The sequence below is a fragment of the Mucilaginibacter sp. UYNi724 genome, assembly GCF_054057495.1.
On sequence record NZ_JBSRZI010000007.1, the window covers coordinates 140,174 to 160,848 of the forward strand.

At 41.6% G+C, this 20,675-nt stretch carries 25 protein-coding genes; 11 read left to right on the forward strand and 14 right to left on the reverse strand.

Features of this window, described 5'->3' with window-relative positions; all coding sequences use genetic code 11:
• Positions 1 to 109: 109 nt before the first annotated feature.
• From ACVW0P_RS12270 to ACVW0P_RS12285, 4 genes are all read right to left on the reverse strand, one after another.
• Positions 110 to 1,249, reverse strand: coding sequence for a sterol desaturase family protein (locus ACVW0P_RS12270; RefSeq protein ID WP_457132343.1), 1,140 nt, complete (start codon positions 1,247 to 1,249; stop codon positions 110 to 112).
• A 152-nt stretch (positions 1,250 to 1,401) separates the two neighbouring features.
• Positions 1,402 to 2,598, reverse strand: coding sequence for a glycosyltransferase family 87 protein (locus ACVW0P_RS12275; RefSeq protein ID WP_457132344.1), 1,197 nt, complete (start codon positions 2,596 to 2,598; stop codon positions 1,402 to 1,404).
• Positions 2,599 to 2,716: 118 nt separating this feature from the next.
• Positions 2,717 to 3,451 carry a hypothetical protein gene (locus tag ACVW0P_RS12280; RefSeq protein WP_457132345.1) on the reverse strand — a complete coding sequence of 245 codons (735 nt, stop codon included), beginning with the start codon at positions 3,449 to 3,451 and terminating at the stop codon, positions 2,717 to 2,719.
• Between the two features lie 171 nt (positions 3,452 to 3,622).
• Positions 3,623 to 4,270, reverse strand: coding sequence for a hypothetical protein (locus tag ACVW0P_RS12285; protein WP_457132346.1), 648 nt, complete (start codon positions 4,268 to 4,270; stop codon positions 3,623 to 3,625).
• A gap of 218 nt (positions 4,271 to 4,488) precedes the next feature.
• Here ACVW0P_RS12285 and ACVW0P_RS12290 point away from each other — a divergent pair, with 218 nt between their 5' ends.
• From ACVW0P_RS12290 to ACVW0P_RS12300, 3 genes are all read left to right on the forward strand, one after another.
• The gene (locus ACVW0P_RS12290) at positions 4,489 to 5,220 is read left to right on the forward strand and encodes a GDSL-type esterase/lipase family protein (protein WP_457132347.1); all 732 of its coding nucleotides are present in this window, start codon (positions 4,489 to 4,491) and stop codon (positions 5,218 to 5,220) included.
• Between the two features lie 48 nt (positions 5,221 to 5,268).
• Positions 5,269 to 6,045 carry an exodeoxyribonuclease III gene (gene xth, locus ACVW0P_RS12295; RefSeq protein WP_457132348.1) on the forward strand — a complete coding sequence of 259 codons (777 nt, stop codon included), beginning with the start codon at positions 5,269 to 5,271 and terminating at the stop codon, positions 6,043 to 6,045.
• Between the two features lie 208 nt (positions 6,046 to 6,253).
• Positions 6,254 to 7,498 carry a BamA/TamA family outer membrane protein gene (locus ACVW0P_RS12300; RefSeq protein WP_457132349.1) on the forward strand — a complete coding sequence of 415 codons (1,245 nt, stop codon included), beginning with the start codon at positions 6,254 to 6,256 and terminating at the stop codon, positions 7,496 to 7,498.
• Here ACVW0P_RS12300 and ACVW0P_RS12305 read toward each other — a convergent pair.
• Positions 7,495 to 8,088, reverse strand: a complete 594-nt coding sequence (locus tag ACVW0P_RS12305) for a TlpA family protein disulfide reductase (protein ID WP_457132350.1) — start codon at positions 8,086 to 8,088, stop codon at positions 7,495 to 7,497. The genes ACVW0P_RS12300 and ACVW0P_RS12305 overlap by 4 nt on opposite strands.
• 81 nt (positions 8,089 to 8,169) lie before the next feature.
• On the opposite strand from ACVW0P_RS12305, the gene ACVW0P_RS12310 reads away from it, so the two are divergent.
• Together ACVW0P_RS12310 and ACVW0P_RS12315 are read left to right on the forward strand one after the other, a co-directional pair.
• Positions 8,170 to 9,255, forward strand: a complete 1,086-nt coding sequence (locus ACVW0P_RS12310) for an acyltransferase family protein (protein WP_457132351.1) — start codon at positions 8,170 to 8,172, stop codon at positions 9,253 to 9,255.
• A gap of 51 nt (positions 9,256 to 9,306) precedes the next feature.
• Positions 9,307 to 9,648 carry a hypothetical protein gene (locus tag ACVW0P_RS12315; protein WP_457132352.1) on the forward strand — a complete coding sequence of 114 codons (342 nt, stop codon included), beginning with the start codon at positions 9,307 to 9,309 and terminating at the stop codon, positions 9,646 to 9,648.
• A gap of 56 nt (positions 9,649 to 9,704) precedes the next feature.
• Here ACVW0P_RS12315 and ACVW0P_RS12320 read toward each other — a convergent pair whose 3' ends face one another.
• From ACVW0P_RS12320 to ACVW0P_RS12340, 5 genes are all read right to left on the reverse strand, one after another.
• A complete protein-coding gene (locus tag ACVW0P_RS12320) occupies positions 9,705 to 10,175 on the reverse strand; it encodes an ester cyclase (protein ID WP_457132353.1) in 471 nt (156 codons plus the stop codon).
• 95 nt (positions 10,176 to 10,270) lie between these two features.
• Positions 10,271 to 10,678, reverse strand: coding sequence for a helix-turn-helix domain-containing protein (locus ACVW0P_RS12325; protein WP_457132354.1), 408 nt, complete (start codon positions 10,676 to 10,678; stop codon positions 10,271 to 10,273).
• 114 nt (positions 10,679 to 10,792) lie between these two features.
• Complete coding sequence (locus ACVW0P_RS12330; RefSeq protein ID WP_457132355.1) at positions 10,793 to 11,086, reverse strand: putative quinol monooxygenase; 294 nt, start codon at positions 11,084 to 11,086, stop codon at positions 10,793 to 10,795.
• A complete protein-coding gene (locus ACVW0P_RS12335) occupies positions 11,040 to 11,339 on the reverse strand; it encodes a hypothetical protein (protein WP_457132356.1) in 300 nt (99 codons plus the stop codon). Before ACVW0P_RS12335 ends, ACVW0P_RS12330 begins: the two co-directional genes overlap by 47 nt.
• A gap of 349 nt (positions 11,340 to 11,688) precedes the next feature.
• Positions 11,689 to 12,087, reverse strand: a complete 399-nt coding sequence (locus ACVW0P_RS12340; RefSeq protein WP_457132357.1) for a (R)-mandelonitrile lyase — start codon at positions 12,085 to 12,087, stop codon at positions 11,689 to 11,691.
• A gap of 131 nt (positions 12,088 to 12,218) precedes the next feature.
• Between ACVW0P_RS12340 and ACVW0P_RS12345 the strand changes: the two genes are divergently transcribed.
• From ACVW0P_RS12345 to ACVW0P_RS12360, 4 genes are all read left to right on the forward strand, one after another.
• A complete protein-coding gene (locus ACVW0P_RS12345; protein WP_457132358.1) occupies positions 12,219 to 12,563 on the forward strand; it encodes a hypothetical protein in 345 nt (114 codons plus the stop codon).
• Positions 12,564 to 12,577: 14 nt separating this feature from the next.
• Positions 12,578 to 13,150 carry a Crp/Fnr family transcriptional regulator gene (locus ACVW0P_RS12350; protein WP_457132359.1) on the forward strand — a complete coding sequence of 191 codons (573 nt, stop codon included), beginning with the start codon at positions 12,578 to 12,580 and terminating at the stop codon, positions 13,148 to 13,150.
• Positions 13,151 to 13,236: 86 nt separating this feature from the next.
• A complete protein-coding gene (locus ACVW0P_RS12355; protein ID WP_457132360.1) occupies positions 13,237 to 13,656 on the forward strand; it encodes a hypothetical protein in 420 nt (139 codons plus the stop codon).
• Positions 13,657 to 13,813: 157 nt separating this feature from the next.
• Positions 13,814 to 14,479 carry a hypothetical protein gene (locus ACVW0P_RS12360; protein WP_457132361.1) on the forward strand — a complete coding sequence of 222 codons (666 nt, stop codon included), beginning with the start codon at positions 13,814 to 13,816 and terminating at the stop codon, positions 14,477 to 14,479.
• 5 nt (positions 14,480 to 14,484) lie between these two features.
• On the opposite strand, the gene ACVW0P_RS12365 is transcribed toward ACVW0P_RS12360, so the two are convergent.
• Together ACVW0P_RS12365 and yiaA are read right to left on the reverse strand one after the other, a co-directional pair.
• The gene (locus tag ACVW0P_RS12365; protein ID WP_457132362.1) at positions 14,485 to 15,396 is read right to left on the reverse strand and encodes a metallophosphoesterase family protein; all 912 of its coding nucleotides are present in this window, start codon (positions 15,394 to 15,396) and stop codon (positions 14,485 to 14,487) included.
• 346 nt (positions 15,397 to 15,742) lie between these two features.
• Positions 15,743 to 16,210 carry an inner membrane protein YiaA gene (yiaA, locus tag ACVW0P_RS12370; protein WP_457132363.1) on the reverse strand — a complete coding sequence of 156 codons (468 nt, stop codon included), beginning with the start codon at positions 16,208 to 16,210 and terminating at the stop codon, positions 15,743 to 15,745.
• Between the two features lie 130 nt (positions 16,211 to 16,340).
• Here yiaA and ACVW0P_RS12375 point away from each other — a divergent pair, with 130 nt between their 5' ends.
• On the forward strand, positions 16,341 to 17,822 hold the full coding sequence (locus tag ACVW0P_RS12375; RefSeq protein WP_457132364.1) for a hypothetical protein: 1,482 nt from the start codon (positions 16,341 to 16,343) through the stop codon (positions 17,820 to 17,822).
• A 70-nt stretch (positions 17,823 to 17,892) separates the two neighbouring features.
• Here ACVW0P_RS12375 and ACVW0P_RS12380 read toward each other — a convergent pair whose 3' ends face one another.
• Positions 17,893 to 18,783 carry a winged helix-turn-helix domain-containing protein gene (locus tag ACVW0P_RS12380; protein WP_457132365.1) on the reverse strand — a complete coding sequence of 297 codons (891 nt, stop codon included), beginning with the start codon at positions 18,781 to 18,783 and terminating at the stop codon, positions 17,893 to 17,895.
• Between the two features lie 101 nt (positions 18,784 to 18,884).
• Here ACVW0P_RS12380 and ACVW0P_RS12385 point away from each other — a divergent pair, with 101 nt between their 5' ends.
• Positions 18,885 to 20,000 (forward strand): ligand-binding sensor domain-containing protein, encoded by a 1,116-nt coding sequence (locus ACVW0P_RS12385; RefSeq protein ID WP_457132366.1) that lies wholly within the window; start codon positions 18,885 to 18,887, stop codon positions 19,998 to 20,000.
• 71 nt (positions 20,001 to 20,071) lie between these two features.
• Here ACVW0P_RS12385 and ACVW0P_RS12390 read toward each other — a convergent pair whose 3' ends face one another.
• The gene (locus tag ACVW0P_RS12390) at positions 20,072 to 20,665 is read right to left on the reverse strand and encodes a GDSL-type esterase/lipase family protein (protein ID WP_457132367.1); all 594 of its coding nucleotides are present in this window, start codon (positions 20,663 to 20,665) and stop codon (positions 20,072 to 20,074) included.
• Positions 20,666 to 20,675 lie beyond the last annotated feature (10 nt).

Consider the following 20,675-nt stretch of genomic DNA (forward strand, 5'->3'; position numbering starts at 1 on the left):
TCTGTATGCCACCACTTACACCATCGTAGCATTTGAAGGCAGTTTAACCAACATTAACAACTGTAGTTCGCCAAGGTAATAGATAAGTATATGCGAAAGTAAACTTAGCTTACCTGTCACTTTGCTCTTCCATATTTAAATCGGTATTGAATGGGCTTTTAGTAAACGGATAAACAGATTGCTTTAAAAAGCCTTTAGGATAATTCCCCTCGTGTACACCGGTGCCTGCGGGCCATTCGTTGCCCGGCAAATAATAAGTGCCAAAGATTATATCGATCAATGGAAAAATGGAAGCGAAATTATGCCCGTAATACTTTGGGTCCTCGCAATGATGCCAATGATGGTATTGAGGGGTAGTGAAAATATACTTGATGAAGCCAAAATTAACACGGGTATTGGCGTGTATAAGTACCGCATGTATGGCGATAAAAATAATATAAACATTAAAAACAGTTGTTGAAAAGCCCAGCACATACAAGGGAATAAACGTCATTGCCCTGGTGAAAAATATATCCATAAAATGAGTGCGGCTACCGGCCAGCCAATCCATATTTTGCGTAGAATGATGGATGGAGTGGAAACGCCATAAATACACCCGTGTATGGAAAAAACGGTGTGCCCAATATTGAAATAGATCTGTAGTGAAAAAAGCAATAAATAAAGCGACAATAAAAGGAAGGCTTTGCACCCACAAATGCATTTTATCCAAGCCCATCCATCCGAAAAACAATATTGCAGGCTTTTGGGTAACAATGCCAAAAAATTGAATAAATAAATGACTGATAATAAAGTATATCAAATCGGTACGCCACTCTTCGTGAAACTTGGTTTGAAGTTTGTTTTTGGGGAAAAACAACTCCAGGGGTATAAAAATCACGGTCATTAAAAGCAGGTCGAGCAACATCCAGTCTAACCCGAAATGCCAGCTAACTTTTTCAACGCCCCGGCCTTGTACTGTAAAGGCGCCAAGTAATATAGCCACCCCGGCGATACCCGATCCTATAAAAGCAAGTGTGAGTTTTTTACTAAACAGGATGCTAATTAATGCAAAAAAGAACGCTGCTATGATACCGGCCGCCATTAAAATTTGCATGCTTTCTTTAGTGTAAATTTCTCTAAACTCCGGTGTGGTTAGTCGCTCCGGGTATCGGAAACAAAAGATGCCCAAAAGCGCCAACACCGCTAAGAAAATGGATATATACCCACTTATCTGACCTTCTCCAACTTTTAAACGTTCTCTTTGCGGCATATGCTAATTGTTCTAAAAAAACTCAAGTAATTGTATTGCAAGCTAGTTAATATACTCAAACAAAAAAATAAATTGATCATGTGTAAAGTTCCCGAAGTCTTAACCGGATTTGAGCCTAACATGGAGCCTAACGTATAAAACATGGGAGACTTTTAAGTAATAGCCTCTTTGGTTTCGGTGGGCAGCTTATCGTTAGTGAAATCTTTAAAAAGCAATTCCCAGGCTATTTTAAACCAGATAATGATGGGTATATACGCTTTAATGGCGTAAAGCTGCATCCAATGCCGCGCAGGCTTAGGGAAAGCGTCAGACGGGCCAAGGCCGGTTATCACGAGCAGTAAAACCAGCATGATAATGTTGAAACGGCTGAAGGGTTTCTCCTGCATCATCATGTATATAACGGCACCCGCGGTAGCAATAATAAAGGTAGGGTGTTCTGACGCGGTGCTGAATATAACAACCATTAACAACATGGAACACATTACCTGTGGCTGAAATTTGAGCGAGGCATATTGCTTAAACCTCAATAAAGCGGCACCAAAAACAGCCGCACCACCCAATAAGAATGGCCAGTTAGGGATGCTGCTATCCTGGAACAATCTGCGGGTTACACCCATAATACACCAGTCGAAACCGGTGGTAAGGTCTTGGTTGGTGAGGTTTTTGGATGATAGTGCGGCAAACCAATCCCTGTAACTTTGAATCAGAAAACCCGGCCCTGAAATTATCGCCGGCAGGCAGAAGAAAACGACCAACCATATAAACGACCAGATGATATATTTTACCTTGTTTTTAGAGAATACAAAAAACGCTAAACCAACAATAGGATAGATTTTCATCAGCGTACCAAAAACCGTAAAAAGCGTACTGTATTCGTCGTTTTTTCGCCTTACAAAAGTAAAACTAAGTATGATTATAGCAGCAATAGCGGGGTTAAACTGCATGTAATGGCTGGAGTTTGCAAACTCGATGGCGCACAGTAAAAGGATGGCGGTTTTGGTACGATTATTAAACGGCAGGGTGTTGATGGCCCACAAAAACATAGCGGCATTGCCAACCTCCCAAAAAAAGAAGCCCCAGCTTTCGGGCATCAGCGACATGGGGGCTATGAGCAGGGTAAACGCCGGGCCGTAGATGTACACGTCATAATACTCTTTTGGGTATAGCAAATAAAGATTTACATGTTCTCTAAAGTGAAAGTATGAGGTGCGGAAGATGAGGTAATTATTATCTATATGCCTGAAATACTTTAGCTGCCAGCAAAAAATAGCTACGGCTATATATAGCACGCATGTCCATTGGTAACCCGTTAGTTTTAGGAATTTTTTTGGTGATAATGCTTCGCTCATCTACGGGTATAAAATAAAGCAAAATAAATTTATTTGCTTAGGCTAAATACAACAAAAAGGCCGCTTTATAAAAGCGGCCTCTAAATAGTATCGGCATAAAAATTAATCTCTTAGTATCTTATCTTTTATGGTGTTCAAAGCCGCGGGCTTCAAACGCTAAAAGTACGTTGATAATTACCCTATTGTAAATAGCCGTGTTACTTGTACTGCTGATAACAATTGCGCCATTGGTACGGGTTGCCGCGTCAATAGTTGCAGAAGGGATTGCGGTAAGCAATTTATTAAGGTGGAAGGCAAGCTTGGCAGTTACGTTGGTAGTTGCATCGATGGTAACATTTTCAACTTCGGCTTTAAGTATGGCGTTGTCGTTGTAATCAAATTCGATTGGTACGGCGACACCACCGGTTGTAGTAAATGTGCCTTTAACCGTAAGCGGAATATCAGCACCTGCCGATTTTACCAAAAGCACCTTTACTTCAATTTGTTTATAAGTACCGGTATCAATTTTAGCGGTAACAGTTGCCGGGTCAATAGCCAGCAGATCGAGATTGTTGATGTTTTTTGTGGTGATCTCTATTTCCCGGTTATTCTTTTTGGCTTCCAGTTTAAAACGGCTGATGTTGGCAATGGCCGATGTCCATTTGATACTGGCGTTTGTGGCGACTGATGCGTTAGTTTGCAACCCACCTGTGGATGTTGTATTCACCGTTGAGGAAGCATTATCGGCACTAAGTGCAAATGCAACATCCGCGCTTGATGCCGTGCTGGTGTTTGAGTTGTCTTTTGTACACGATACCAGGGCAACGCTTGCCACCATTGCAATTGCGCTAAATTTTAAGATCGATTGTTTCATATTGTTATTTTGTAGGGGTTGTTATAGCTTAATACGTCGGTAAGGCACACATGGTTGCCTTATTGGTACGAAAAAACATAAAAAAGATGCTGCACATAATCGTTAAAAAACAAAGGCCCGTGCATTTCTGTATAGGCTTTTGGAAATGTATGATAAGGTATAGGGAGGGTTTTAAAAAACGTAATTGACAGATAGTGATAAGGCGTTTGCGAAACTTAAATTGAAAGCGTTATAAGTGCCTTTTATAGATCCATCGTTTGTTTGATGTACATAACTTAAATTCCCGAGCCCGGCTGCAAGTCCTAATTTTTTTACCGGGAAATAAACAAAATCTAAACTAATACCGCCTGCATACATTTTGCTGCTATAATTATTGTATGCCGGATAATCATCATTAAACGCATCTTGTTTCCCATAATAGTAATTAAGATATGGGCCGGTTCTTATACCTATCTTGTTTTCATATAAAACATACTTTCTTGCGTACACGCCAGCACTAAATCCGTGCGATTTTTGTACGCCAAATGAACTTGGATCATTCTCACTTTCTTGTTTTGAATGCCCATAGCCAACAGATATGCCAAGGTCAAGGTTGTCGGCAATAAAGTAGCTGTAACTGGGAGCGAAATTGTAAGAAGTTGTTTTAGCGTGCTGATTATCGCCATAAGTGTTGTTGTTAGGCTCAAACTGTTTCGAATCAGAACTGGAAGTTGAGAAACCAAAACTGGCACCCAACATTTGGCTTCCTTTTTGTGTTTGTGCTTTAGCGGTTTGGATGGCGATAGCTGATACGCATATCAGCAGGAGTTTTTTGTACATAAAATTGTTTTAAGGTTTGTTATTTGATTTAAAATCTGCCTTATGACGGTACCTCAGGGTATTGGTTTAACACGTTTTTAAGGAAACATTTAAATTATAGCTAACGTGTTTATAATGTGTTATTTAATTTTTAGCGGTAATTTCTTTACTTTACAAATCTTGTATCGCTATATTATTACAGTGTAAATTTGAGCCCCATCACCCAATAAAAAGTAAACATGAAATTAATATACCTACTGCCGCTGCTGTTGTTAACTGCCCCTGCGCTTACTCAGGAAAAAGCCGATTCTGCAAAAAACATGGCCGTAATTGTAAAAAGCGATTACAGCGATGATTGGGCCAACCTGCGCCGATACGAGGCCGAGAATAAGGCCTTGCCGTCCCCTGCAGCGGGTGAAAAGCGCGTGGTTTTTTTGGGGAGCTCGATTTTCGAATTTTGGAAAACGCGCGTGCCCGAATATTTTGAAGCACATAAAAACTATATCGACAGGGGGATAGGTGGGCAGATAGCGCCACAACTATTACTTAGGTTTCAGCAAGATGTAATTGCACTAAAGCCCCATGCGGTAATAATACTGGCCGGGAGCAATGATATTGCGAGCACAACAGGGCATGTAACCAACCAGCGCATTTTGGATGATGTGAGATCGATGGTAGAGCTATGCCGGATCCATAAGATCACACCCATACTTTGTGCTTACATACCAATCAATGAATATCCATGGCGTAAAGGGTTCCCTGCTGCAGAAAAAATCATAAGCCTTAATAAGGCTATAACAGAGTATGCGACTCAAAACAAATTGATATTATTGGATTATTACAGCCCACTGGTAGATGATAAGCAAGGCACCCGCGCCGAACTTACCCTTGATGGTGTACACCCGAACGTAGCAGGCTATAAAATTATGGCTAAGGTAACTGACGAAGCGATAGCCAAAGCTTTTAAATAGAAATTTGCTATAGCCGATATTAAATACATCGATAAAAACTATTGACTTATGAAGATAGCAACCTACAATGTAAATGGAGTTAACGGACGCCTGCCGGTTTTGCTGCGCTGGCTGGATGAGACCAAGCCTGATGTCGCCTGCCTGCAGGAATTGAAGGCACCAGACGAAAAATTTCCGTTGGATGCTATAAAGGAAGTGGGATATAGCGCTATATGGCACGGCCAAAAAAGTTGGAACGGCGTGGCTATTTTAGCCCGTAATGCCGAGATACTGGAAACCAGGCGTGGCCTGCCCGGCGACCCGGACGATACCCACAGCCGTTATATTGAAGCTGTGGTAAATGGCCTTATCATAGGTTGCCTGTATTTGCCAAATGGTAACCCGGCACCCGGTCCAAAATATGATTATAAATTACGCTGGTTCGAACGTTTTACGGAACATGCCGCGGGCTTGTTAGCCTCCGGCAAACCTGTGGTTTTAACAGGCGATTATAACGCGATACCTACCGAACTGGATGCATACAAAGCAGAGCGTTGGGTGGAGGACGCGCTTTTTCGCCCCGAGACACGCGAAGCATATAAAAATTTGGTTGACCAGGGGTGGACGGATGCTATTCGTAAACTAAACCCCGATAAAATTATTTATACCTTTTGGGATTATTTCCGCAATGCCTATGGGCGCGACGCCGGTTTACGGATCGACCATTTTTTGCTTAGTCCGGATTTAGATAAGCACTTGCTGTCCGCAGGTGTTGACAGGCAAGTACGAGGCTGGGAAAAAACCAGCGACCATGGCCCCGTATGGGTGGAGCTGGCAGATGTATAACTTCTGCCTTAAATCATACTAAGGTCATAACTTAATCTTTATAAAACTCTTGCATTATTTTGCAGTTTATTTGTTGATTAATTTAACACAACCTATTAGTTTGAATAAGAGCACCATACAATATTTTAAGCCGAAATATAGCGGCTATTTAAGCGCAGTTTATTTGTTGTTGTTTTTTATAGCGACCGGAAATTCAGCATATAGCCAAGTGAAGATCGCTACGGATACAGCCAAGGTAACGGTTGCCGCGCCGGATACGGTAAGGATGCGCAAGGAAGCTGCGGATTTGGCTAAACAATATGATATTGGTGACCTGTTCAGTGATATTTTTCATCCTAAAAGGAAGCTGGATTCCGTTAAAAAGAAACCATCGGGCATTACCATTATTCCTAATATTGCATCAAACCCAAGTATAGGGTCGCAAATAGGGATAAAGGCGGTGGCAGGCAGGGTACTGGGAAACGAGCCGGGTACTTTTATGTCGGTAGCGGCTACTTCGGCATCTATCACCACAAAAAACATCATCTATTTTTACATCAACCATAACATATTTACACCCGGTAACCGCTGGAACTTTCAGGGTAACCTCGTAGCCGCTAAAACCGTTACGCCTGATTTTGGTATCGGCATTGGCAACGGCGCTACAGGTAGCGTGAACGATAAGATCCTTACCGACCCGGACCGTAAGGGATATGCTATCCACTCGCAGTTTTATAGTTTCCGCGAAAAGGCTTATAAGGAAATAGATAAAGGGTTGTTTATTGGGGCCGGTGTTTCATTTGATCTGAGAAGGAAAATTACCGACGTAAGTACACCCGAAGTGCCTACGCCATACTCTATTTACAACGAACGTTACGGCTTTAATAACGATCATTATACATCCAGCGGATTATTGTTTAACATACAGTACACCACCCGCGATAATCAAAACCGTGCTTACAAAGGTATATATGTTGATGCCGGTTTCAGGATAAACCAATCTTGGATGGGGAGCTCTAAAAACGCGGTTCAGTTTACTGCCGATTTCAGGAAATACATTAGCCTGTCAGAAAGTCGCCCCGAGCATGTTATCGCATTCTGGAACTGGGGATCTTACTTAATAAGCGGTGCCCTGCCATATCTTGATCTTCCTGGTACAGCCAAAGACGGTGCTTTCCGGAGCGGCCGTGGTTATACAACAGGTTATTTTAAAGGCACCCAATACGATTACTCGGAAGCTGAGTACCGTTTTCCAATCACCAACAATAATTTTTTAAGTGGCGTGGCATTTGTTAACGTACAAACTGCAAACGATGAGTTAGGTACCAAACTGTTCGAAAAATGGCAGGCGGGATACGGTGGAGGGTTGCGTGTACTATTTAATAAGGCAACGCGTACCAACCTGTGTTTAGATTATGCCTGGGGTAATTATGGCGCGCGTGGTTTCTTCCTCGGGTTAAACGAAGCGTTCTAATTATTAGCCAGTTGCTTTAAATAGTCAGAAACTTTACTGCCGCCATAATCGGCGCTGCCTTCGTGGCGGAACACCATTTTGCCCTCCTTATCAAATATGACGGTAGTGGGGAGTGTACCCTTAAATAAACTTTCAGGAAAATTACCGTTAATTCTGTACAATGGCATAGCGTAATCGCGTTTACGCATAAACAGTTCCGATCTGGCAAAATTGCCATCTGCATCAACCATTATAAAAACAATATTTTTGTTGTTCTTCACCTTTCCGTAAAGTTCATTTATTGATGGCATTTCGGCAACGCAGGGCGGGCACCAGGTAGCCCAAAAGTTTATAAAAACTACTTTGCCCTTTTGCTGCTGCAGATTTAAAAATTTACCATCGGTGCCTTCAAAAGTTACTGACGGTAAAGTTACGGGGGCGCCTGTGTATACGGTTTCTGTAATATCCGGTTGAAAGAACCCCACTTTCATGAGCCCCCTAATAAATAACCCTTTTACCGACGGTACAAAAAGCACAAGTAACAAAAAAGCGATGAACAGGCCATTGAGCCAATTCGTTCTTACCTGTTTCTGTAGCGCCTGCAAATTCATAACTGTAAAATTAGCTTATTTTGTGTGCAGTAGTATTTGGCAGGTTAAAATTATATTTTTGGACGAGCAGAAATGTAACCTATGGAAAACCCAAGTGCCGAAATATTAAAAACCAGGCAACACTTTGATATATTGGATGGCTTGCGTGGCGTGGCCGCATTATCTGTTGTGTGTTTCCATTTTATGGAGATGGTTTACGCGGCCGATAAAAACTTTATTGCCCACGGTTTCCTGGCGGTCGATTTCTTTTTTTGTCTGTCAGGCTTTGTCATCGGCTATGCTTATGACCATAGGATAGGCAAAATGGGCGTTATCGAGTTTTTTAAATCGAGGATCATCCGCCTGCACTCACTGGTTATTTTAGGATCGATATTAGGATTGCTCGCCTTTTTGTTTGACCCGTTTGTGGCGTTCCCAAACGGATACAGTACGGGCAAAATCGCGTTGATATTCTTAAGTTCAATCTTGCTTATTCCGTACCCCATAATGCAGGAGCGGGCCTTTAACCTGTTCAGTTTTAATGCGCCGGCCTGGTCGCTGTTTTGGGAATATGTGGCCAATGTTTTTTACGCGGTCATCCTTTTCAGGGTAGGGCGCAAATGGTTGCCGGTCCTAACAGCGATTGCCGCGTTGGGCATTTGCTACATCGCCTACAGATCTGGCAATGTTATAGGCGGCTGGAGCGGTGGGACTTTTTGGGATGGCAGCGCGCGCATAAGTTATTCGTTTTTAGCAGGCCTGTTGGTTTACCGCAGTAAGTGGATCGTCAAAAGCAAACTTGGCTTTACAGGGCTGGCCTCATTGTTACTGCTCGCCTTTGTGATGCCTTTTAATAAATGGGTTTGGCTTACCGAGCCCCTGGTGGTATTGTTTTATTTCCCATTGTTGGTTGCATTGGGCGCAGGCGCCATATTAAAACCGGGGTTAAAAAAGCTTTGCCAGTTCTCCGGCGGTATCTCATATCCTCTATATATGACGCATTACGCTGCTATATGGGCGTTTGGTAATTACTACGCAGCTAATAAGCCGGCAGCTGGTCAACTTGCGGTAATAATTATTGTTGGGATGATAGTATCAGTAGCTTTTGCCTACCTCGTAATGGTATTTTACGATACGCCCGTGCGTAAATACCTAACCACTAAAAGAAAGCAAAACCTACAAAAATAACCTGCGCTAAATTTTACAAAATACCGTTAAGTAATTCATACCTTGCAATTAATGGCGGACTACTTAACTTTACTAAAAGACTGGATTGTTGACCTTGGCGATAAGCACGAAGTTGATCCCTTGTTACTGGGGTGTATTTACGTGGCTTGTAAAGTGTCGCTTTTTACATGCCTTGGGTTTTTAGTAAGAAATATCCGCGCCAAAAAACCAATCACGTTATTGATCCTATTGGCCGGCACCTTTTTTAGCATCCCCTACATTTACATTATTATTGCAGGCCGTAATATTCCTTTTTGGGTTTATATCTTTATAGGGTGCATGTTTTGCTATGGCGGGTTCACTATCTGGAAAAAGGTTACCGAAAAGCCAAAAGCGTTAGATATCGTTGAATGAATATTAACAGCCGAACATAATAAAGCCTCTCAAATTATTTGAGAGGCTTTATTATACTATTTATTTTTATCAAGCCCTTTTGCCGGCCATGCTTCGCTTTGCATCAGCAGGCTAAACCAATCTTCGAGGTGCCATGTATGGGTTAGTTTTCCGTTTTTCAGATAATGGAATTCGTGCAGGGCGATGCTTGCTTTTTTATTGGTTGCGGGGATGCCCAGTATATTGTTATTGTGTGTAAATACGATCGATGCCCTTACTCCGGCGCGTTCATGTGTGCCAAATATTTCGTGGATGATGATCTCTACATCCGGCAGTACAGAGGTAAAGTAGGTGATAATATCCTTTAACCCTTGCGGGCCATCTTCCTGGCCGGGGCCAAGCGGTATGTCTTTCCAGTCGGGCGTGCAAACCATGTCAATCAGGTTGGGCTGTTTGGTTTTCCATGCGCCGTAAAATATCTCAATGGCTTTGCGCTCTTGTTGTGTTAAGGCCTTTACTAATTCCGGTGTTTCAGTTTGTGCTGTCATCTTGTTTCGTTTTGTTGAAACAAAGGTCGGTTAGACGGGCAGCCCATCTCTGGTGATGATTTAAGTAATAATGGTGATGATTTAAGTTTTATCTGTTAAGCAACCAGGTGCAAATAGGGTTTGCTATTTTCTTCCAAAAGCCATTTACGATATGCCGATGGTGTTATCCCGGAAAACTCCTTGAAAAACTTGGTGAAGTTTGATGGGTCGTAAGTTAGACGAATCGCAATATCGTTGATGGATAGGCCATGCTCGGCCAGGAGTTGTTTAGCCTCTTTAAAAATGCGCTGTTCGTAAAAATGGCATGGGGCTAAGCCGGTATGCAGTTTTATAACACTACTTACATGAACCGGATGCAGGCACATAATACTTGCGATGTCCTTTATATGAAACATCTCCTCTACACGGCCGGCCATAAAATCGTCTATATGCTCGTCAAGCACCTTTAGAAACAACTCTGTGATCTCGGCCTGTCTACTTAAATATTGGTAAGGGACCTTCATAATAACAAGTCAAATATCGAGCTTTAAAATTCTAAAAAATGGTGAAGATTTAAGTATTTTAAATGCGAAAGCCTCCCCATGTTACCAGGGAGGCTTTTAACTATTGGGAGGATGCTACTTTATTGCCAGCAGATCCACCTTTTCAATAATAGGGTCTTTGGCTAAAAGCTCGGCTGCGTTTGCCATTAATGCTTCGGCTATTTTACCATCCAGGTGCGCCTGGCGGCCTTCTTCTGTTTCAAAGGTGTCAAATATCCCAAACGTTGATGGGCCCAGTTGCAGGGCGTACCACCTTACGGTACCCGGTTCTGCTTCTGCCAAAGGCAAAGCGCTTTTTAAAAAAGCAAGTACATCGGCTTCCTTACCAGGTTTTGCTTCTACGCGGGCTAATAATGCAAATTTTTCCATAATTGAGTGTTGTAGTGTGTTTGTAGCCTATAAACGTAAAATTAACCAGTTCCGATGTTTTATTATAGTATTTATCCAGGTTGCCTGTACCCTTCAGTGCCCAGTAAACCAGCACCAGTTTAAAAAGCAAGCGTCCAAAACGTTTTGCATCGGTAGCTAATCCAAATGCGCTGCGATGATTTCTGTATTGCGAGATATTCCCGGGGAACGCTGCCGTAAAAAATGCTGCCGCAGCTTTGCCAATATTAGCCACATGTTTTTGGGAGGAAATACCAGGGCGCTCTCTAGCGTAATTTCTGCAATGCCGGAGAGAGTAGCACAGTGATGAAGTGCAATTATGGGTTCGCTAATCCCAGATTTAGTTATTGCTTGTACTTAGTAAGTAAAGCTATTGGCGCAACATCAATCAGTTCGGGCGGTTTTACCATACTAAGCGTACTGCTTTTGTATTTTTGAAATGCGCTGTTAGCTATGCGCACAACCAGGACTTGTTTTTTAATGACGCGCCGTTTGTAAATGTTGTTATAAACAATGTGGTTAAAACATGAATATACCCTTGCGGATACTTTTTGCAATTGATTTGTCAGGTTTCATTTTGTAGATTATTGTTTATTGTATTGCTCGTCGGTTACATGTTCTAACCAGTTAACTGGCGAACCATTTTGTTTTTCCTGAATAGCTATATGGCTCATGGCGGTGGTAGCGGTGGCGCCATGCCAGTGCTTTTCGTTAGGTGCAAACCAAACTACATCGCCCTGATATATTTGTTGTATTTGTTCGCCTTCGCGCTGTACCCAACCACTGCCTGCTGTAACTATTAGCGTTTGCCCGAGCGGATGGGTGTGCCAAGCGGTGCGGGCTGCCGGTTCGAAGGTTACCAGTGCCATAGCCACGCGGGCGGGATCCGGCGGCGCAAATAGCGGATCGATACGCACTGTCCCTGAAAAATATTCTGAAGGCCCTTTGCCTGAGGGCTGTGAGCCGCAGCGTTTGATTTCCATTATATGTTGATTTTAAAGATACGTCCATTTTTAACACACGGTACTGTATTTTGTTAAGTAGCTATCTCATTTTATTAAACTACTTTAACTTTTGTTAAAGTTGAGGGCCGTTCCTTTGTGGTATGGAAAACATGAAAGAAACAGTACAGCGCTACGTTAACGGCTGGAACGAGAAAACACACGAAGCGGTAAAGGCGGCATTTGTACAATGCTGTGCCGATGGTATCACTTACAAAGATAAAAATACGCCTATGTTAAAGGGCATCGATGCTTTGGTATCCCTGGTTATGCAATCGCACGATATTGTGCCGGGGCGTGTATTTTCGGTATTGACCCAGCCAGAGTATTTTGATCGTAGCTGCTATTATGCATGGGGTATATCCATTCCCGGTACCGGCGAACTTTCAGGCAGGGATTATGTGGAGTATAATGATGAGAACCAAATTACGGCGATAATAGGATTTTTACCGGCATAATTGTAATATCGCTCATGTTTGAGCACATCCTTGCAAATTTTGCCACGCATATAACGCTTGATGTTGCGGAGGCCGATAGGGTTACCGCAGCATTACAGTATAAAATGGTTTCTAAAAATGGCAGCTTGCTGGAGGCGGGTGAAGTTTGCCGGAATATTTACTTTGTAAACAGTGGATGCCTGCGCATTTTTAACCGCGATAAAAACGGCGACGAACATAATATTATGTTTTGTCCGGAAAACTGGTGGGGGAATGACATGACCAGTTTTACGGGTCAGTCGCCGGCCTACTATTATATTAGCGCGCTGGAAATAACCGAAGTTGTTTATATCAGCCATAAAGCTTTGGAACAACTATATATCGACGTACCCAAGCTGGAACGCTTCTTTCGCATCCTGGTACAAAACGGGTTCAGCTTATTTCAGCGCCGCATTAACACTAACCTATCTAAAACTGCCCAAGAACGGTACGCTTTATTTCAACAATTGTATCCCACATTGGAGCAGCGCATTTCGCAGAAACACATTGCATCATACCTGGGCATAACACCGGTGTTTTTAAGCATGATAAGGAAAAGGAACAAATAATATTAACAACATTGGTGTGCAAAAAGGTAAAGCAAGCACCCGTTTGTTATATTTGCTCATATTTAGCTGTTATTAACAACTACCTTATGCGCATTATAAAAGCCCTTTTTATTGCATTTATTATAATTACAGCTGTATCATGCAGCTCAAAAACACAACCGCAGCCAACACTGTCCGGCAATTGGAAGATTACCAGCGCCGTGGGTAACGATGGCCGCCAGTGGACAGGTAGCTTCATCCTAACCGAGGATATCCCCGGTTATAAAGGGGTTTTTCAATGGCAGTCGGTAGATGGAAAGTCTTCCGGAACAGATGCCGTAACAGCCACTTACGAATCTGTTATAAAAGTACTTACCATGAGATCGGTGGCGGTAACCGGCAACATCGAAAGTGTAAATTATTCCATGAATGTATCTAATGGAGGCACCAAAATGGAAGGCGTTTGGACAGGGTCAAGCGATGGTACGGTAGAAAACCCCGGTAAATTAACAGCGGTGAAGCAATAAATAAGAAGGGTGCGAACAAGCCATGGGTCATATCTCCCAAAACGGGGTTTGCGACACAAAATAATTGGCGACAGCTATGCGAAGCACGCTAAAACTTAACATTAACTTAACCTAAGTAGCGTTATATTTCCGCTTTACAGTAACTCACGGATTTGAAATGCTTATCGTACTCGCTGCACTGGTTTCGCTGGCTTTATTGGTATTGTTTTTTTATGCGGTTATCCCTAAAAGCATGCCCTCGGTATTTTGGGGCAAAGTAGAGTTGTTTTGGGTAATGATATCTTTCTTAAGTGTGTTATATGGCACTATGGAGGTGCTAAAGATAGATAAGCGAACCGAATACGAAGAATTGCACAATGCTGCTAAAATCGATTTTGAAGAAGCACAGATATTAATTGGCGAGCATTTGCCGGTGCTTGATCTGCATCACTCATCTGCGGGGCAAAAGACAGGACTGGAGTGGTTTCATACCATGGTGAATTTAATGGACGAGGGTTACGAGTCACGTAAATGGGAAGATTTTGCAAACTATACCAAGGGCTTTTTATTTAAAACCAAAGGGATTTCGGTTAATGAACATATCCGGGCCTTAAAATATCACTGGCCCGAAGACCCACAAATTAAAACTGACGATATTGCTTTTAAGCGAGATATTAAATTGATAGCTGATAAGTTGGAGGCCATTGAACGGGAGAAAGAACAACTGCTGAAGCAAGCACCAAGCAATAAACCAGTTACCTGGCCACGTTATATTATAGCTTTGGTGTTTTTGATAGGGCTGTCGTTGAAAGTCCTGAAGATAAGGCACGAGTCGTATAGGTAATTTAGCTACTTACCAACCTTCAAGCTATAACCATCATCAAAACTTCTAAAATCTTTTTTTAACCTCCTGGATAAGATGTTAAGTGTTTCGCCCTGGCGGGTCACTTGCAAGTAATGGAACTCGGGTTTATAGTCGGGAGAAATATCATGCATTTTCTCGTTATTAGGCCTAAGTGGCTGATGCAAACCGCCACCACCGCCAATGACCAGGAAATTCTTACCCTCTACCTTAAAATTTTCAAAATTATGCGAATGCCCCGAAAGGAACAGTACTGCTTTTTTTGATTTAATAAATGGCGGCACAAAACTTTGCCTCACAGCCTCTGATGGATTTACGATAGTGCTATTGGTATAAGGCGAATGGTGGCAGCCAACGATGATCAATTTTATAGCCGGGTCATTATCCAGGGCCGGTAATTTTTCTTCATACCACTTGTTTTGTTGAGCGATATCAGCTACGGACATTGTGCCAAAATTGGAATTTAGCAATATTACGGCTACGGAATCTACAACCTCCGTAAACCCTAAGGGATCATAGGCAGGAAAACGCTTCTTAAAATTATTGATGCCTTTTTTAGCGTTGAACATCACCTCGTGGTTACCCAATGTTGCATAAACGGGGATAGAATCTTTAACCAATTGCGCAAGGTAACCATCGATATTTTTCCAGGCACTCTTACATCTGCCAAGCGAAACAACATCGCCTAAAATAAAAAAGGCTTTGGGCCGCATGCTATCTACAGCCATAAATATCATTTTTGTGGCCAGTAAATTATGATTGGGTTTAAGCCACAATTTTTCTATCCACATGGGTTCCTGCGTATCACTGGCAAAGGCAATAACCGGCTTCTGGTTTTGCGCGTTAATTATATGCGCAAAAGTTATCACCAAAATGCAAAGGCACAGCAATCGTTTCATGTAATTAGAAACGTTGATTAAGATAATTTAGTTTGAATGGCTGCGAGCGTGCCGTTTACCACGCTTAACTAACAATAAGCTTAGCTATATAGTGACCTACGTTTGATTGTAACTTATGAAATAGGCATTAGATGATTTTTAATAGTAATAAAAAAAGCGAAGCGCCTGAAATAAAGCGAATAGCTTGTAGTTGTGGAGGATAGACACCCGCTGATGTCTATATTGCAAACAAAAAAGCCTCCAGATTTCTCAAAGAGGATTTATTTCGGTAGCAACATAATAGTACCCAGTCAAATAAACCCCGCAGGCTTGCCGGGCAAGGCACTGCGGGGTGGTAACCGCTACGTTACAGTTCTTTATCTTCAAACATTTTTGCGTCGCGGGTATTTTTTTGTACAGCAATAGATGAAAACATGCTTAAGCAAAACGCCATAGCATAAAAACCTTTTTCGCTTCGGGCAAGATCTGCATTCCACAGGCCAATGGTGAGTAACACCATTGCAGCAATAGTGGCAAACCAGCTTAAGCCGTAATAAAGGTCGGTAACAACATGTCCCTCTGCCCTGTCCCTCACACTTTTTTGTACCGAGATTACTGCAAACAAGCCAAATAGTAAAATGGTGAAGTAATATCCTTTTTCGTTCAATTCCATAGTTGCATTCCATAAGCCAATGCAATAGCCTACTGTTCCTGCTAATAATGCAAACCAGGAGGCGCCCATAAATGCGGCGGTTGGTTTAAACGGGTTTCTAACTTTATCACCATATTTTAAGATGGGTGAATTTTCCTCTGTTCTGTTTTGTAGCGATTCCATGTTTTTTGTTTTAGTGATTAATATGGAAGCAAATGTCGGCTGTACCATAGGCCTAAAAAAATCATAATTTGGAAATTACTGACGATATATTATTTAAATATTATACTTTTATATACACGAACTTATTCTCATGGACTCACTTAAGGAGTTGATCCAATTACTCAATGTCGCCGATAGAAAGCTTTTCAGGCAATTTTTACACCGGAAAAATAAAAGGGAAGATGTAAAAAACCTGCAGTTGCTCAATTTGATAGAAACTGACGATATCAACGGCTTAAATAAACTTTATGGACCGGAAAAAAACAATGATGCATATCATGCCCTTCGTAAAAGGCTGCAGGATAACTTGCTGCTGTTTTTATCTCAGAAAACGTTTGAAAGCAATCATTCCGACACCTATGACGCGTTTCGCCTGGTGGTGGTAGGGCGTTTTTTGTTAGAAAACGATATTGTAAAAGTAGCGTTCAAATGCCTGGACAAGGCGGAGCGTTTAGCTGAACAATTAGAGCAATTTAATTTATTGAACGAACTTTTGCTTTTAAAGCTGCAGTATGCCCACCTGACGGGCGCTGAAAGCCTCGACATCCTGACCGAGCGTTTCTCACAAAACCAGGCGCATATGCAACGCGAGGCTAAGCTTAATATAGCCTATGCCTTTTTGAGGCAGGAACTGCAGGAGATACACCTGAAAGGGAAGATCGTTAACTTAACGGCGCTGATGATTACAACCATCCGGAAATATAAAATCTCTGCCCGGGACCTGATGACGTACAAATCTATTTATCAGATTCTTTTCATCGCGAATGAATACGCGGCAATACAACAGAACTATGGATTGATAGAGCGATATGTTAACCGTACGAATCAATTTATAAAAGGCCTATCCTACAAAAATTCATCCTATCTTTTTTACCATATATCCATTTTGTATTTTTTGGCAAATTTTCATTTACGCCAAAGTGATTTTGCAAAAAGTGCAGCTTATCTTAAGGAAATGATGGGTTTGATGGCAACAGATAGTCGTTATTATAAGCTGTTTTATCTGCGTTATCAATTACTTTACGCACTTAATTTGTTTTTTACCGGCTTTGCAGAAGATGCGACCGCGTTGTTACAGGAATCCCTTTCTAATACAAAGCATACGTTTAAACCTGAAGATATAGAGGATTTACGATTATGCCTTACTATGTTTTTAGGCTTGTGTAATGATCGGGGAAGTTTAAAAAAACTGGCCTTGTTAACGCGCACTGATGCCTGGTATGAAAAGAAGATGGGCATGTTATGGGCTATCCGAAAGAATTTGATGGAAATTTTAGTTCACGCGCAGTTCTCCAACATCGAGCTTGCCATGTCTCGCCTTAGTAGCTTCAGGCGGCGATATAAGAAGTATCTGGTTAAAACTTCGGAGGAGCGTGTGTTATCATACCTGAGGTTGGTTGAAAAATATCTGATACAACCTGATATAGTGTTTGAAGCAACGTACAAAAAGGCGGTTATAAACCAATTGGGTAAAGAACAGAACAATGATATTTTTACTTTAAGCTTTATAGCATGGTTGATAGCACACCAGGAGAAAAAAACGGCCTATGAGGTTGTTTTAAAACTCGTATAGGCTGATAAATGCGAGCAATATTTGAATTTTGGAAACGCGGCACCACGACTGAACTTGAATTGTTTTAAGGTTAAGAGGTAATTTCAATCCTATATCCTTTTCCGCGTATAACAATGATATTAATATTAGGGGCCGGCTCCATCTTTTTTCTAAGTTTAGATATGAACATGTCCAGGCTACGCCCTACAATAACACCTTCATCTTCCCAGATCTCTTTTTGCAGCCGGCTTCTGGCTATGGTCTCGTTGGGCGACATGGCAAAAATAAACAGTAAACGAGTTTCAGTCCCGGTCAGGCCTATGGTGTTTTTATCTATTACAAGCTGCCTTTGCGGGGCATCAAATATAACAGATCCCAAAGTGAAGGTGTTGGTGGAAGGAGCGTTAGACAAAGCCTTGCGCGGCTTAATTGGCCTTAAACACACAAGACCAACAAGTGCTAAAAAGGGCAGGCCGCCCAGTAAATATCCATTTATTACGGTATTTGTGCCCTTGGATTTAAATTTAATGTTAATAGTGTAATATGCCGTAGGCTGCTTTCTTCCAGAACATGCCACAATATTATTTTTTGCATCTCTGGATACAGCGAAACCAAACGCTACGCTTGCATTACCACTATTTAAAACGTTAACAACATAATCACCCGTTAGCGGGTCTTTGGCCAACAACCGACGCGTGGTATTCATCAGCGAATCTGGTTTAAAAGTAAACTCATTCTCGAAACTGATTTGGTACTCATTTTCAGCGATCTTGTTTACCGGGAGAACCCTTGATGAACTGTCGCCCGATTGTAATAGCAGTTCATGTCCTATCCTGCGGAGCAAAACTTCTTTTCTGACTATATCAAAGTCGTCGCTGTCGGCCATACTGAAAGCCGCGCAGGTTACAGAAATAGATAAGAGTAGAATGAATCCAAAGAGATACCTGCCTTTTCCGTACAGGAGATTTCGGCTACTAAGCATAGTGTCAGGTTTTTATTTACAAAGGTTACATTTTTATTTACAATCCAAATTCCCCGTGCTGAAAGATATCAAAGTAATTTCGCTGCATAAAATGATATGATATGAAAAATAAAAGAAACGTTTTGCAGGGCTTGGTTATGTACATCTTATTTTTGATGCTTGTTTATTGCACTAACTGCAAAGGGCAAGATCGAACAAACGTACTTAAAGATAGTATCAAGTCGGAAGAAAAAAACATAGCTACATCCTTCGGGCCTAACCGAATCACCCGAAATGTAATACAAGATAGAAAGGGTAACATTTGGATTGCTTCTTGGGATGGCATTTTTAAATATGATGGAAAATTGTTTATTAATATCACAAGTAAAGTAAGTTCGGCACGCTTCTTTTCTGTTTTAGAAGATAAGAAAGGCAACTTTTGGTTCGGCTCTATTGGCTCGAGTGTTTTTTATTACGATGGGAAATCTTTTCAAAATTTTACAATAAAAGAGGGGCTTTCCGGTAATAGGGTCACTTGTATATATGAAGATAAAGCCGGCAACATTTGGTTTGGAACTGAAGCCGGAGCAAGCCGTTACGATGGGAAATACTTTCAAACTTTTAAAATGAGTGAAGCCCAACCCGTTAACAAGGCTGATTCTGTTCATGGTTCAGTTTACCAACACCGGCTTCCAGAAGTTAGTTGGATGCATAATGATGTTAGTTCTATTATTGAAGATAAAACAGGAAAACTTTGGTTTGGCACAAGGGGAAATGCCTTCATTTATGATGGAAAGGCATTTAAAACTATAACTAATAAAGAAGGGAAACCTTTTGCAAATGTTCGTTCGATAATCAAAGATAAAAAAGGCAATATCTGGCTTGGTGGCAATAATGGCCTTTGGCGATATAACGGCAGTGCATTTACCAACTTCACGCAGAAGTTTGTTGGGTATATTTACGAAGACAAAAAGGGTAATATATGGACAAGTTCAGAAAGTTCTAATGGCATAAGTAAGGTGCTTTCTGGTTATATTACTAATACCACAGTTTGGGCACTTTCCCGGTATGAAAAGTCCTTGTCTAACAAAAAACCAACTGTGACCGAAATAGCATATAAACCGATGCTCTTCGGGATTTTGGAAGCTAACGACGGTAGTATTTGGTTTGGATCTATGAATGGAGTGTATCGTTATGGTGGAAAGAGCATCACGGACTTTAAATGTAAACATCAATAATCGGCAATGACAACAGTGTGAACATAGGGGCACTTATTAGTCGTTCAAATCCAACCCTGTTAAATACGCAGTTAATTCTTGTTCATTACATTTTGAAGAGTGATTTTCCAAAGCTGATAACCTGTTTTATTTAAGTGCAGGCCGTCGGCGATAAAATAATCGGCATTAGGCGTTCCCCCGGCATTCAGCATTGGGGTAAATATGTCTACCCATTTCCAATTCGGATGATTATTTGCTATTTCTGCCGAGATAAGCTCATTTGTATATTTAAACTCCTCTCTAAGACCCCAACGAGCTACGCTTGGCTTTAAAGAAATGAAATAACAAGGAATTGAACCGAATTTATGTTTCACCCGTTCTGTTAATTGCTGAAAGAAAATAAATACCTCTTGGGGGCGTCGCCCATCTGCAAGGTCGTTATCGCCGGCATAAAAAACTATCTTTTCTGGCTGATATCCGTCTGTAAGCTGGCTGAAAAACCAGGTACAGGCAGCAAGTGTCGAGCCTCCAAAACCCAGGTTAACGGTACTTAACTCCTTAAAGTCATCGGCAAGGTCTGTCCATTGCCTTACAGATGAGCTCCCATAAAATAATGTATCAGGCGTATAAGTTAGTGCTGCACGTTCTTTTTCTAAACGATGTATTTCATCTTCATACCAAAGCATATAAGGGCGG